The organism is Streptomyces sp. NPDC001222, assembly GCF_042896945.1.
Taxonomy (GTDB): domain Bacteria; phylum Actinomycetota; class Actinomycetes; order Streptomycetales; family Streptomycetaceae; genus Streptomyces; species Streptomyces gibsoniae.
In genome coordinates this window covers 90,920-104,073 of the sequence record NZ_JBIAXT010000007.1, presented here as the reverse complement: position 1 = coordinate 104,073, position 13,154 = coordinate 90,920, and the positions used below count along the sequence as shown (strand labels likewise).

The 13,154-nt window shown below is 72.9% G+C and carries 10 protein-coding genes; 9 read left to right on the top strand and 1 reads right to left on the bottom strand.

Annotated features, from left to right (window positions below; all coding sequences use genetic code 11):
- Positions 1 to 105: 105 nt before the first annotated feature.
- From pdhA (ACFY2Z_RS12605) to ACFY2Z_RS12580, 6 genes are all read left to right on the top strand, one after another.
- Complete coding sequence (gene pdhA / locus ACFY2Z_RS12605; protein ID WP_390744169.1) at positions 106 to 1,251, top strand: pyruvate dehydrogenase (acetyl-transferring) E1 component subunit alpha; 1,146 nt, start codon at positions 106 to 108, stop codon at positions 1,249 to 1,251.
- Positions 1,248 to 2,252, top strand: a complete 1,005-nt coding sequence (locus ACFY2Z_RS12600; protein ID WP_390744168.1) for an alpha-ketoacid dehydrogenase subunit beta — start codon at positions 1,248 to 1,250, stop codon at positions 2,250 to 2,252. The genes pdhA (ACFY2Z_RS12605) and ACFY2Z_RS12600 overlap by 4 nt, the downstream gene beginning before the upstream one ends.
- On the top strand, positions 2,252 to 3,724 hold the full coding sequence (locus ACFY2Z_RS12595; RefSeq protein WP_390744167.1) for a dihydrolipoamide acetyltransferase family protein: 1,473 nt from the start codon (positions 2,252 to 2,254) through the stop codon (positions 3,722 to 3,724). The genes ACFY2Z_RS12600 and ACFY2Z_RS12595 overlap by 1 nt, the downstream gene beginning before the upstream one ends.
- A 101-nt stretch (positions 3,725 to 3,825) precedes the next feature.
- On the top strand, positions 3,826 to 4,782 hold the full coding sequence (locus ACFY2Z_RS12590; protein WP_390744166.1) for an NTP transferase domain-containing protein: 957 nt from the start codon (positions 3,826 to 3,828) through the stop codon (positions 4,780 to 4,782).
- Complete coding sequence (locus tag ACFY2Z_RS12585) at positions 4,779 to 6,341, top strand: molybdopterin molybdotransferase MoeA (RefSeq protein ID WP_390744165.1); 1,563 nt, start codon at positions 4,779 to 4,781, stop codon at positions 6,339 to 6,341. Before ACFY2Z_RS12590 ends, ACFY2Z_RS12585 begins: the two co-directional genes overlap by 4 nt.
- Positions 6,342 to 6,503: 162 nt before the next feature.
- Positions 6,504 to 7,484 carry an NAD(P)H-quinone oxidoreductase gene (locus ACFY2Z_RS12580; protein ID WP_390744164.1) on the top strand — a complete coding sequence of 327 codons (981 nt, stop codon included), beginning with the start codon at positions 6,504 to 6,506 and terminating at the stop codon, positions 7,482 to 7,484.
- 39 nt (positions 7,485 to 7,523) lie between these two features.
- Here the strand turns inward: ACFY2Z_RS12580 and ACFY2Z_RS12575 are convergent, their stop codons facing one another.
- Positions 7,524 to 8,249, bottom strand: a complete 726-nt coding sequence (locus tag ACFY2Z_RS12575; protein WP_390744163.1) for a hypothetical protein — start codon at positions 8,247 to 8,249, stop codon at positions 7,524 to 7,526.
- Between the two features lie 208 nt (positions 8,250 to 8,457).
- On the opposite strand from ACFY2Z_RS12575, the gene ACFY2Z_RS12570 reads away from it, so the two are divergent.
- The 3 genes from ACFY2Z_RS12570 to pdhA (ACFY2Z_RS12560) all read left to right on the top strand — a co-directional run bounded on the left by ACFY2Z_RS12570 (position 8,458) and on the right by pdhA (ACFY2Z_RS12560) (position 13,153).
- On the top strand, positions 8,458 to 9,003 hold the full coding sequence (locus tag ACFY2Z_RS12570; RefSeq protein ID WP_390744162.1) for a bacterial proteasome activator family protein: 546 nt from the start codon (positions 8,458 to 8,460) through the stop codon (positions 9,001 to 9,003).
- Positions 9,004 to 9,766: 763 nt separating this feature from the next.
- Positions 9,767 to 11,338 (top strand): protein kinase, encoded by a 1,572-nt coding sequence (locus tag ACFY2Z_RS12565; RefSeq protein ID WP_390744161.1) that lies wholly within the window; start codon positions 9,767 to 9,769, stop codon positions 11,336 to 11,338.
- A 624-nt stretch (positions 11,339 to 11,962) separates the two neighbouring features.
- The gene (gene pdhA, locus ACFY2Z_RS12560; protein WP_390744160.1) at positions 11,963 to 13,153 is read left to right on the top strand and encodes a pyruvate dehydrogenase (acetyl-transferring) E1 component subunit alpha; all 1,191 of its coding nucleotides are present in this window, start codon (positions 11,963 to 11,965) and stop codon (positions 13,151 to 13,153) included.
- Position 13,154 lies beyond the last annotated feature (1 nt).

Below are 13,154 nucleotides of genomic sequence, written 5' to 3'. Positions count from 1 at the left end.
CCTGAGGCGCCTGTAGCCAAAATGTGCCGACGACCGAACAATCGGTAGGTGAGGCGCATCACTCCCGTGGCGCGTCCGAAGCCGCTCCCACGAGGAGGTGCCGTCATGACGGTCATGGAGCAGCGGGGTGCCTACCGGCCGACCCCGCCGCCCGCCTGGCAGCCCCGTACCGATCCCGCTCCGCTGCTGCCCGATCCCCTGCCGTACCGCGTCCTCGGCACCGAGGCGGCCGCCAAGGCCGACCCGGAGCTGCTCGGCCGGCTGTACACCCAGCTGGTGCGCGGCCGCCGGTACAACGCGCAGGCGACGGCGCTCACCAAGCAGGGCCGCCTGGCCGTCTACCCCTCCAGCACCGGGCAGGAGGCCTGCCAGGTCGCCGCGGCGCTCGTCCTGGAGGAGCGCGACTGGCTCTTCCCCAGCTACCGCGACACGCTCGCGGCCGTCGCCCGCGGCGTCGACCCCGTCGAGGCCCTGACCCTGCTGCGCGGCGATTGGCACACCGGCTACGACCCCTACGAGCACCGGGTGGCCCCCCTGAGCACCCCGCTCGCCACCCAGTTGCCGCACGCCGTGGGGCTCGCCCACGCCGCCCGGCTGAAGGGCGACGACGTGGTCGCGCTCGCCCTGGTCGGCGACGGCGGCACCAGCGAGGGCGACTTCCACGAGGCGATGAACTTCGCCGCGGTGTGGCAGGCGCCGGTGGTCTTCCTGGTCCAGAACAACGGCTTCGCGATCTCCGTCCCGCTCGCCAAGCAGACCGCGGCGCCCTCCCTGGCGCACAAGGCGGTCGGCTACGGCATGCCGGGCCGGCTGGTCGACGGGAACGACGCGGCGGCCGTGCACGAGGTCCTCGGCGAGGCCGTTCGGCACGCCCGTGCGGGCGGCGGTCCCACCCTCGTCGAGGCGGTGACGTACCGCATCGACGCCCACACGAACGCCGACGACGCGACCCGCTACCGCGGCGACGCCGAGGTCGAGGCCTGGCAGGCCCACGACCCGGTCGTGCTGCTGGAGCGCGAGCTGACGCAGCGCGGTCTCCTCGACGAGGACGGGATACGGGCCGCGCGCGAGGACGCCGAAGCCATGGCGGCCGATCTGCGGGCACGCATGAACCAGGACCCGGCGCTCGACCCCATGGATCTCTTCACCCACGTGTACGCCCAGCCCACCACCCAACTCATGGAACAGCAGGCGCAGTTGCGGGCGGAGCTGGACGCCGAGGCGGCCGGACCGGAAGGAGCCGGGCGATGACGACCGTTGCCCTCAAGCCGGCCACCATGGCGCAGGCCCTCACGCGCGCGATGCGCGACGCCATGGCGGCCGACCCGGCCGTGCACGTCATGGGCGAGGACGTCGGCACGCTCGGCGGTGTCTTCCGGGTCACGGACGGGCTCGCCGAGGAGTTCGGCGACGACCGCTGCACGGACACACCGCTCGCCGAGGCGGGCATCCTCGGCACGGCCGTCGGCATGGCGATGTACGGCCTCAGGCCGGTCGTGGAGATGCAGTTCGACGCCTTCGCCTACCCCGCCTTCGAGCAGCTGGTCAGCCATGTCTCGCGGATGCGCAACCGCACCCGCGGCGCGATGCCGCTGCCCCTGACGATCCGGGTCCCCTACGGGGGAGGCATCGGCGGCGTCGAGCACCACAGCGACTCCTCCGAGGCCTACTACATGGCGACCCCTGGCCTGCACGTCGTCACGCCCGCGACGGTCGCCGACGCCTATGGGCTGCTGCGCGCCGCCATCGCCTCCGACGACCCTGTCGTCTTCCTCGAACCCAAGCGGCTGTACTGGTCGAAGGCCTCCTGGAACCCCGAGGAGCCCGACACCGTGGAGCCGATAGGCCGTGCGGTGGTGCGGCGTTCGGGCCGCAGCGCGACGCTCATCACCTACGGGCCGTCGGTCTCCGTCTGTCTGGAGGCGGCCGAGGCGGCACGCGCCGAGGGCTGGGATCTGGAAGTCGTCGATCTGCGCTCCCTGGTGCCGTTCGACGACGAGACGGTGACCGCGTCCGTGCGCCGCACGGGCCGGGCCGTGGTGGTGCACGAGTCGACCGGCTTCGGCGGGCCGGGCGGGGAGATCGCCGCGCGGGTGACCGAGCGCTGCTTCCACTATCTGGAGGCGCCGGTGCTGCGGGTGGCCGGCTTCGACATCCCCTACCCGCCGCCGATGCTGGAACGGCACCACCTGCCCGGTGTCGACCGGATCCTGGACGCCGTGGGGCGCCTGCAGTGGGAGGCGGGGAGCTGATGGCCCAGGTGTTCGAGTTCAGGCTGCCGGACCTCGGGGAGGGGCTGACCGAGGCGGAGATCGTCCGCTGGCTGGTGAAGGTCGGGGACGTCGTCGCGGTCGACCAGCCGGTCGTCGAGGTCGAGACGGCCAAGGCGATGGTCGAGGTGCCCTGCCCCTACCAGGGCGTGGTCACGGCCCGCTTCGGCGATGAGGGCACGGAACTTCCGGTCGGCGCACCGCTGCTGACGGTCGCCGTGGGTGCCCCCGCGGACGGGGGCGAGGAATCGTCCGGGAACGTGCTGGTGGGGTACGGCACCTCGGCGGCTCCCGCCCGGCGCCGCCGGGTCCGGCCGCCCCAGGCCGGCGCCGGCCCCACGGACGGAGCCTCGCGGGCGGTGGATTCCGTGGCCGCGGCGGCTGCGCTCCCGGCTGCCGCCGGACCCGCGCCCGCCACCCGGGCAGCGGCGCTTGCCCCGGGATCCGCTGCCCCGCCCCGGGCGGCTTCGGCCACGGCGGTCGCGGCCCCCGACCACCGCGCGGACGGCCACCGGCATCCCGACGGCCCCATCCCGGTGATCTCCCCGCTCGTCCGCAGACTCGCCCGCGACAACGGGCTCGATCTGCGGCAGTTGACGGGTTCCGGGCCCGACGGACTGATCCTGAGGGCGGACGTGGAGGACGCCCTGAGGGCCGCCGCGGCCCGTGGCGGTGCGACGAGGACCACGGCGGTCGCGGCCGCCTCCCCGGGCCCCGTCGGATCCGCTCCCGCCGCGTCCGCAGCGGCGGGCGCGGCGACCGCCTCCGGCACCCGGATCCCCCTCAAGGGAGTCCGCGGGGCCGTCGCCGACAAGCTCTCCCGGAGCCGGCGTGAGATCCCCGACGCCACCTGCTGGGTGGACGCCGACGCCACGGAACTGATGCGCGCACGGACGGCAATGAACGCGGCGGGAGGCTCCAAGATCGCCCTGCTCGCCCTGCTGGCCCGCATCTGCACCGCCGCGCTCGCCCGGTTCCCCGAGCTGAACTCCACCGTGGACCTGGAGGCCCGGGAGATCGTCCGACTCGACCAGGTGCACCTCGGGTTCGCCGCACAGACCGAACGGGGACTCGTCGTCCCCGTCGTGCGGGACGCGCACGCACGCGACGCCGAGTCGCTCACCGCGGAGTTCTCCCGGCTGACCGAGGCGGCCCGCGCCGGCACGCTCACCCCCGGGGAACTCACCGGCGGGACCTTCACGCTGAACAACTACGGAGTGTTCGGCGTCGACGGCTCGACACCGATCATCAACCACCCGGAGGCGGCCATGCTCGGCGTCGGCCGGATCGTCCCCAAGCCGTGGGTGCACGAGGGCGAGCTGGCGGTGCGGCAGGTCGTGCAGCTCTCGCTCACCTTCGACCACCGGGTGTGCGACGGCGGCACGGCGGGCGGATTCCTGCGGTACGTGGCGGACTGCGTGGAACAGCCGGCGGTGCTCCTGCGCACCCTCTGAGGCGGGTCCCGGCACATCGGCCGTGAAACTGTGAGCAAGTTCCGGCACACGGCCGATGTGCGGGGGTGTCACTGATCGGAGCGGCGCCCATACTCGGGAACATGACCGAGTACGAGCCCGCGGGCGACCCGGGCGCCGAGGTGTACGACGCCGTCGTCCTGGCCGGCGGTGCCGCCCGGCGGCTCGGCGGGGCCGACAAAGCGGGTGTGCGCGTCGGCGGGCGGGCGCTGCTCGACCGCGTCCTGGCGGCCTGCGCCGGCGCGGCCACCACGGTGGTCGTCGCCGGCCCCCGGCCCACCGCGCGCCCCGTGCTCTGGGCCCGCGAGGAGCCACCGGGCGCCGGCCCCGTCGCCGCGCTCGACGCGGGGCTGCGGCGCACCACGGCCCCGTATGTCGTGGTGCTCTCCGCCGATCTGCCGTTCCTGGAGGCGGGGACGGTACGGCGGCTGCTGGCCGCGTTGCGGGCGAGCGGCGCCGAAGGGGCGGTGCTCACCGACCCCGAGGGGCGCGACCAGCCCCTCGTCGCCGCCTACCGGAGCGCGGCACTGCGCCGCGAACTCGCACGGCTGGCCGCCGAACAGGGCCCTTCCGGCACACCGGAACCTCCCCGCCCTCCAGAACCCGGGGATCCCTCGGAACTCCCCGCGCGCCCCGGTCTTGCCGGGCTTCCGTTGCGGCGGCTGGTCGCCGCGCTCGGCCTCACCCGTATCGCCGACCCCGTCGCGTCCTTCGACTGCGACACCTGGGACGACGTAGCCGCCGCCCGATCACGAATCAGGGAGCATGGGCACGTGTTGGATGAATGGATTTCCGCAGTCAAGGACGAGCTGGGCATCGACCTCGACGTCGACACCGGCGTCCTCCTCGACCTCGCCCGCGACGCCGCGCACGGAGTGGCCCGGCCCGCGGCCCCGCTGACGACGTTCCTCGTCGGCTACGCCGCCGCGCAGGCGCGGGGAGGCCCCGAAGCGGTCGCCGAGGCCGCCCGCAAGGCCGCAGCCCTGGCCCTGCGTTGGGCGGACGAGGAGGCCGGCGAGGCCAAACCGGACGCCGGATGAGAGGGAGAGGCGCCCGGGGAGGCCCGGACACCGACGAACGGTATGTGGAGGAGGCTCTGGCCGTGGTCGACGACAGCGGCGGGCGCGGCCGTCCGGGCGAGACCCGCTCCGCCCGCCCGGCCGAGCAGCGGCACGACCCGGAACAGCACGACCGGGACCTCGAAGAGGCTCTTGCCCTGGTACGGGACCTGGGCCCGCGCGACGGCCGGTCCGATCCGCGTACGCCCGGAACCGGACCCCGCACCCCCCGGCATTCCGGTGACCGCGACGGGGGCCAGGACGGCCCGGCGGGGGCGGCGGCCTCCTCGGCGGCCCCGTCCGAGCACCACCCGGGCCACCAGGCCACGCCCTGGCCCCAGGCCCGGGCCGTCGCCGCGCGCGCGGCCCGTTCCGTACCCCGCCGCGACCCCGTCGACGTCCCCATCGACGCCGCCCTCGGCCTGGTTCTCGCCGACCCCCTCACCGCGCTGACCGACCTCCCCTCCTTCAACACCTCCGCCATGGACGGCTGGGCGGTCGCGGGCCCCGGCCCCTGGGACGTACGGGAGGAGGGAGTCCTCGCCGGGCACACGGAGCCCGCTCCCCTCGACGACGGCGAGGCCGTGCGGATCGCCACCGGTGCGCGCATCCCCCCGGACACCACCGCGGTACTGCGCAGCGAACACGGGCGTATGGACGGCAAGGGCCGGTTGCACGCCGCCCTCCCCCCGACTCTCGGCGCCGCGCGGACCGGGGGCACCCCCACGGTCGCGCACGGCCAGGACATCCGGCCGCGCGGCCAGGAGTGCCACGCGGGCGACCAGTTGCTCCCCCCGGGAGCCCTGATCACCCCGGCCGTGCTCGGGCTCGCCGCGGCCGCCGGGTACGACACGCTGTCTGTGCGGCCCCGCCCCCGGGTCGAAGTTCTGGTTCTGGGGGACGAGTTGCTCACCGAGGGGCCGCCCAGGGACGGTCTGATCCGGGATGCGCTCGGACCGATGCTGCCGCCCTGGCTGCGTGCGCTCGGCGCGGACGTGGTGGCCGTCCGCAGACTCGGCGACGACGCCGAGGCCCTGCACCGGGCGGTCACCTCCTCGACGGCCGACATGGTCGTCACGACCGGGGGCACGGCCGGGGGACCCGTCGACCATGTCCACCCCACCCTGCGCCGCATCGGCGCCGAACTCCTCGTGGACGGAGTGGAGGTGCGTCCGGGGCACCCCATGCTCCTGGCCCGCACCCGGGACGACCAGCACCTCGTCGGGCTGCCCGGCAACCCCCTCGCGGCCGTCTCCGGCCTGCTCACCCTCGCCGAGCCCCTGCTGTGCGGCCTGACGGGGCGTGTGGCCCCGGAGCCGTACACGCTGCCTCTGAAGGGCTCCACTCACGGTCACCCGTATGACACCCGGCTCGTTCCCGTCGCCGTTCGTGCCGATCATGCGGTTCCTCTGCACTACAACGGTCCGGCCATGCTGCGCGGCATCGCCGCCGCGGACGCCCTGGCGGTCGTACCGCCCGGGGGTGCCCAGCCCGGTCAGGAGCTGGAACTGCTGGACCTGCCCTGGGTGTGGGCGCAGTGATCCGGAACGGGCGAGATGGGGAGTGTTTCACGTGAAACATCGGAATCGGGCGCCATTGCACGGCCCCGACGGGGCGCGCCCCTGCCCCACCTGAGGCATCTCTCGTCCGCCACCGGGAACTGCGCGACGGGGTGGCCGACCGCCAGGAGTAGCGTCCCTCCCATGTACGCGATCACGATTCCTGAACCCGGTGGGCCTGAGGCGCTGGTGTGGGCGGAGGTCCCCGACCCCGTACCCGCCGAGGGAGAGGTGCTGGTCGAGGTGGCGGCCAGCGCCGTCAACCGCGCCGACCTCCTCCAGCGTGCGGGCCACTACAACCCGCCGGCCGGTGCCTCCCCGTACCCCGGACTCGAGTGCTCCGGGCGGATCACCGCCCTCGGTCCCGGTGTCTCCGGATGGGCCGTCGGCGACGAGGTGTGCGCGCTGCTCTCGGGCGGCGGCTATGCCGAGAAGGTCGCGGTCCCGGCCGGACAGCTGCTGCCGGTGCCGAAGGGCCTGGAGTTGCGTCAGGCGGCCGCGCTGCCGGAGGTGACCTGCACGGTCTGGTCGAATGTGTTCATGGTCGCCCATCTCCGTCCGGGTGAGACGCTGCTTGTGCACGGCGGCACCAGCGGTATCGGGACGATGGCGATTCAGCTGGCCAAGGCGGTGGGCGCGAAGGTGGCGGTCACGGCGGGCAGCAAGGAGAAGCTGGAGCGCTGCGCCGAACTGGGCGCGGACGTGCTGATCAACTACCGCGAGCAGGACTTCGTGGAGGAGGTCCGGCAGGCCACGGCCGGGGCGGGGGCGGACGTCATCCTCGACAACATGGGTGCGAAGTACCTGAACCGAAATGTCCAGGCCCTCGCGCTGAACGGCCGTCTGGCGATCATCGGCATGCAGGGCGGTGTGCGGGGCGAACTGGACATCAACGCTCTGCTGCGGAAGCAGGCGGCGATCACCGCGACCTCGCTTCGGGCGCGCCCGCTCGGAGAGAAGGCGGCGATCGTGGCAGCGGTGCGGGAACACGTCTGGCCGCTGATCTCCTCGGGCCATGTGCGTCCGGTCATCGACCGCGAGATCCCGATGAGCGACGCGGCCGAGGCCCACCGGGTGCTGGACGAGAGCGGTCACATCGGAAAGGTGCTGTTGGTCAAGCCCTGAGGGATGGCCGATCGGCACCGGCGAGGGGCGGCGGCCGGGTCACTCCCGGCGCAGGCGCAGACCGAGCAGTGCGATCGCCAGGCCGAGGCCGATGAGCATCAGGCCGCTGCCGAGAGGCAGGACCTCGACCATCGGTCTCGGGGCGGCGGCCTGCTGAGCGGGCAGCGCGGAGGCCTGAGCGGAGGTCTGGGAGGGGGCGGGCAAGGTCCCCGGGGGGACGGCCGCACCGAGGGAGGCCCCCGCGTCCGCGCCGGAGTCCTCCACGTCGGGCTCCGTCGAGGTCGTGCTGCCCTCTTCGTCCGGTGCCGTCTCGGCGGGGTCCGTGTAATCGCCGTCGCCCTCGTCCTCCCCCGGCTCGGTGCCGGTCTCTCCCGGCCGTACCCGCCCCTCACCGGCCCAGCTGCCGGGCCGGGAGGGACCGGCCGAGGGCTGCGAGGGAGAGGACGAGGGGGACGGGAGCGAGAGGGGAGCGGCGGGGTGAGGGGGTGCGACGGGAACCGGGTACCCCAGCGCCGCCGCCCCGGCAGGTGTCACGGATGACGAGGGGCCCGCTGCGGCCGCCGCGGTCGTTCCCGCGGGAAGGGGCTGAACGGAGTACGAGCCGGTCCGGTCGTCGTGTGCGGGTCGTGTCCCGGAGCCGGGCGATATGACGTATGCGGCGGTTATCCCGTACGCGGTGAGGACGGCGGTCGTCGTCAGGACCGATGACAGGACGGCGGTGCGGAGTGTGCGGAACGTGGACGGCGTACGCAGCCATGGAGTCACGCGCGTGACCCCCTCCCGTGCTCGGAGGGCAAGATCAACGGAACCAGCGTCACACGGACCCCCGTGTCCGGCATCTCGACCGTCCGCCGCCCCGATCCCGGCCCCGGTGAGTTGCGCCCGGCGCCTGTCCGGTGGCGTTCGGAGGGTGGATCACCCTTCACCGAGGGCACATGGCTGATGTCGTGTACGGGTGCGAGAGAATGGCCGCATGGAGATGCCGAGGAACGACAGGTCGTCGGAGAACCCCCAGAAGATCCTGGTCGTGGGCCAGGACGGAATGGCTCTCGGCGGCACCGGAGACGATGACTCCCGCGAGATCCCGGTGACGGAGCAGGTGGAGCAGCCGGCGAAGGTCATGCGGATCGGCAGCATGATCAAGCAGTTGCTGGAGGAGGTGCGTGCCGCTCCCCTGGACGAGGCGAGCCGGCAGCGTCTGAAGGAGATCCACGCCAGCTCGGTGAAGGAGCTGGAGGACGGTCTCGCTCCCGAGCTCGTCGAGGAACTCGAGCGGCTCTCCCTGCCCTTCACGGACGAGGCGATCCCGAGCGACGCGGAACTGCGCATCGCGCAGGCACAGCTCGTGGGCTGGCTCGAGGGCCTCTTCCACGGGATCCAGACCACCCTGTTCGCCCAGCAGATGGCGGCGCGGGCCCAGCTGGAGCAGATGCGCCGCGCCCTCCCGCCGGGCGTGGGCTCCACGGACGGCGAGGAGGACCTCCGCGCGGGAGGCCGTTCGGGCGGCCCGTATCTGTGATCCCGGCCGTGCGGGCCGGTTGAACCCGGCCGCACGAGTCTGCGACCCCGGTCATGAGAGGGGTCCGGCACCACGACGGTGCCGGACCCTTTGCACTGTGCCGGGAGCGGCGACCCGCACCGCGGCCGACGACGAGAGGCGGTGTTCGCGCGCGTGAGTTTCGCCACGGACGGCGCCTCGCGGCGGAACTGCCCCCGGCGGCCCGTTCGCGACCCGGCTCGGCGTGAAGTGTCCTGATCGGAATCTGGCAATCCGGCATCGCGTCCTGTAGGAGACGCGTCGAAGCCCTGGCTCCCGGCGGGGGAGGCGCGTGGCTGTCGTCGGCCGCCGACGGGGATCGCCCCGCATACCGGCCTGGTGCGCCGTCGTGGCGCATGCTCGGCCCGGGCCCGTGGCCCCCCTCGTGACCGCCGGCGGCGGCTCGCCGTGCCCCGCCTTCCGTGATCGACAGGCGTGCCGTCGTCGATCCGGAGCGGTTGCTCCGTGATCGACGGATCTCTTCCGGCCATGTCTGCCTCAGGGCACCGACATGCCCGGCCCCGTGCCCGTTCGTGACCGTACGCGCAAGAAGCATCGCGTGAGCGTTACGGGGGTCGTACGGCCTGTGGACGGAATTTGCACATGGGACCGGGCACACGGTTTGATGACCGGTCCGTCTCGGATGCATCTCGGACCGGGGCCTTGCGCGGAGCCTGTAGCGTGGCCCGTCGGAGACCGTAACAACCACCGCGCAGACCGCGGGCAGAAACGACGGCGAGGACTGATGGCACAGACGCAGCGCGCCCAGGGCCCGTCCGACCCCGAGGCGACTGGCGGCGGGATGTCAGACGCGCCGGAGAACTGGGGCAACGGCGGGCTTGTCGGGGACGGCCGGTACCGGCTGACGCGCAGACTCGGCCGGGGCGGCATGGCCGAGGTGTTCGCGGCCGAGGACGTGCGCCTCGGGCGGACGGTGGCGGTCAAGCTGCTCCGTGCCGACCTGGCCGAGGACCCGGTCTCCAAGGCCCGCTTCACGCGCGAGGCCCAGTCGGTGGCCGGCCTCAACCACCACGCGATCGTCGCCGTGTACGACTCCGGCGAGGACCACGTGGGCGGCCAGTCGGTGCCGTACATCGTGATGGAGCTGGTCGAGGGCCGTACGATCCGCGAACTGCTGCTCAACGCGGAGGCACCGGGACCCGAGCAGGCCCTGATCATCGTCTCGGGCGTCCTGGAGGCGCTGGCCTACTCGCACCAGCACGGCATCGTGCACCGCGACATCAAGCCGGCGAACGTCATCATCACCAACAACGGCGCCGTCAAGGTGATGGACTTCGGCATCGCGCGCGCCCTGCACGGGGCGTCCACGACGATGACGCAGACCGGCATGGTCATGGGCACGCCGCAGTACCTCTCCCCGGAGCAGGCGCTCGGCAAGGCCGTCGACTATCGCTCGGACCTGTATGCGACGGGCTGTCTGCTGTACGAACTGCTCGCGCTGCGGCCCCCGTTCGTCGGTGAGACCCCACTGTCCGTGGTGTACCAGCACGTCCAGGACATCCCGGTGCCCCCGTCCCAGATCGCGGAGAGCGCCTCGCCGCCGGAGCTGGACGGGCTTGTGATGCGGTCCCTGGCGAAGGAGCCGGACGACCGTTTCCAGACCGCGGAGGAGATGCGCGGTCTGTCCCAGTACGCCCTGCAGATGCTGTACGACCAGGGCGGGCACACCGGCACCTGGAACACCGGCCCGGTCGACATGCACGAGGGCCGGCACACCCCCGCGGGAGGTTTCGCCGGTACGACGGTGATGCCGCACCCGGGTGAGTCCGGCACCACGCAGATTCCGCAGCCCATCCTGCCCACGGGGTACGGCTCCCGGGACGACGGCGGCTTCGAGGGGCACGGCAACCACGGCAGCGGACGCGGCAAGCTGTGGGTCCTCGCGGTCCTCGCGATCATCGCCGTTGCGGCGGGCGTCGCGCTGGCGCTGCACAACACGGGCGGCAACGGCGGCGGAACAGGCACCACGCAGTCACCGCCCGCGACCCAGAGCAAGGACGACAAGCAGTCGAGGCAGACGCCGAGCGACGAGGCCACCGACACGTCCACGGACGACAGCTCGGACCCGGGCGCCGGCTCGGACTACACGCCCTCGTACACGCCGTCGTACACCTACAGCGAGCAGTCGCCGTCGCAGCCGTCGACGACGCCGGACCAGCCGAGCGCCCCGCCCACCCAGTCGGCCCCCTCGAACCAGCCGACGGACACGCCCACGGGCGGCGGCGACCCCTCGGACCCGACGGCAACCGGCGGTGGCGGGGACACCACGGGCGTGGGCGACCCGCAGGTGCCCTGACGGGCCCCCAGGGCCTGACGGAGCCCGCCGGGACGTCACGGAAGGACCGGTGGGACGAGAGCAGGGCGACGGCAGCCGCGTGACCGGCTCCCGTCCGACGACATGAGGGGGGCCGCCCCGCGAAAACGGCCGCCACGCGCGCGTGAGACCCGGAGACGGGCTCCACGCGCGCGTGTGCTTTCACGGGGCTCCACGCGCGTGCGGAGAGGACGCCCGGCGCGGTCGGGCCCGGAACGGAGTCCGCGCGAGCGGGGCGATCCTCACCCGGCGACACCGGCACCACCTCAGAATGAGTCTTCCCGTGCTCCAGGTGAGCGGGATAACGTGCCGTTGTTCCGGCCCCCTGCAAGGCTGTGACCAGCATCTGTGCCCGACTTACTCGATTTACTTGGATATCCAAGCAAAATCCCTGGTCAGGAGGGGTTTCACAGAAATGTGGCGCACTGGGTAACGTGCCCTTTGCAGGGCGCTCGCCGGGGCACCTGTCACGTCTGTCTCGAACGCGTCGCACCCACCCCGTGCGTCCGTGCGCTGCAGGCGAGCCGCTCTCACCGGCCCCAAGCGGGCCGAGGGGATCCCCAGGCACCCGGCGAACCCGGGGGCCGGACCGACGGAGGAGCACACGTGACCGTGGAGAGCACTGCCGCGCGCAAGCCGCGACGCAGCGCCGGAAGCAAAGCCGGCACCACCGGCAGCAAGCGCACCACCCGCACCACGCCCAAGAAGGGTGCCGAGGCGGATCTCGTTCAGTTGCTGACGCCCGAGGGCGAGCGCGTCGAGAACCCGGAGTACGACCGGTACGTCGAGGGCATCACGCCCGAGCAGCTGCGCGGCCTCTACCGGGACATGGTGCTGACCCGACGCTTCGACGCGGAGGCCACCTCCCTGCAGCGCCAGGGTGAGCTGGGTCTGTGGGCCTCGCTGCTCGGCCAGGAGGCCGCCCAGATCGGTTCGGGGCGGGCCACCCGCGAGGACGACTACGTCTTCCCGACCTACCGCGAGCACGGCGTGGCCTGGTGCCGCGGGGTCGACCCCACCAACCTGCTCGGCATGTTCCGCGGTGTGAACAACGGCGGCTGGGATCCCAACAGCAACAACTTCCAGCTCTACACGATCGTCATCGGCTCGCAGACGCTGCACGCCACGGGCTACGCCATGGGCGTCGCCAAGGACGGGGCGGACTCGGCCGTGATCGCGTACTTCGGCGACGGCGCCTCCAGCCAGGGCGATGTCGCGGAGTCGTTCACGTTCGCGGCGGTCTACAACGCCCCCGTGGTGTTCTTCTGCCAGAACAACCAGTGGGCGATCTCCGAGCCGACCGAGAAGCAGACCCGTGTGCCGCTCTACCAGCGGGCGCAGGGCTTCGGCTTCCCGGGCGTGCGCGTGGACGGCAACGACGTGCTGGCCTGCCTCGCGGTCACGAAGTGGGCGCTGGAGCGGGCGCGCAACGGCGAGGGCCCGACCCTGGTCGAGGCGTTCACGTACCGCATGGGCGCGCACACGACCTCCGACGACCCGACCCGCTACCGCCACGACGACGAGCGGGCCGCCTGGGAGGCGAAGGACCCGATCGCCCGCCTGCGTACCTACCTCCTTGCTTCAAACCACGCGGACGAGGGATTCTTCGCGGAACTCGAGGCGGAGAGCGAAGCGTTGGGAAGGCGAGTGCGCGAAGCGGTCCGTGCCATGCCGGACCCGGACCACTTCGCCATCTTCGAGAACGTGTACGCGGACGGGCACGCGCTCGTCGACGAGGAGCGGGCCCAGTTCGCCGCCTACCAGGCGTCGTTCGCGGACGCTGAAGGGGGCAAGTGAC

Excerpts from the sequence above, each read along its gene's own strand:
- ACFY2Z_RS12565 (WP_390744161.1), top strand. The coding sequence starts at position 9,767 with ATGGCACAGACGCAGCGCGCCCAGGGCCCGTCCGACCCCGAGGCGACT.
- ACFY2Z_RS12585 (WP_390744165.1), top strand. The coding sequence starts at position 4,779 with ATGAGAGGGAGAGGCGCCCGGGGAGGCCCGGACACCGACGAACGGTAT.
- ACFY2Z_RS12580 (WP_390744164.1), top strand. The coding sequence starts at position 6,504 with ATGTACGCGATCACGATTCCTGAACCCGGTGGGCCTGAGGCGCTGGTG.
- ACFY2Z_RS12590 (WP_390744166.1), top strand. The coding sequence starts at position 3,826 with ATGACCGAGTACGAGCCCGCGGGCGACCCGGGCGCCGAGGTGTACGAC.
- ACFY2Z_RS12595 (WP_390744167.1), top strand. The coding sequence starts at position 2,252 with ATGGCCCAGGTGTTCGAGTTCAGGCTGCCGGACCTCGGGGAGGGGCTG.
- ACFY2Z_RS12600 (WP_390744168.1), top strand. The coding sequence starts at position 1,248 with ATGACGACCGTTGCCCTCAAGCCGGCCACCATGGCGCAGGCCCTCACG.
- ACFY2Z_RS12570 (WP_390744162.1), top strand. The coding sequence starts at position 8,458 with ATGGAGATGCCGAGGAACGACAGGTCGTCGGAGAACCCCCAGAAGATC.
- pdhA (WP_390744169.1), top strand. The coding sequence starts at position 106 with ATGACGGTCATGGAGCAGCGGGGTGCCTACCGGCCGACCCCGCCGCCC.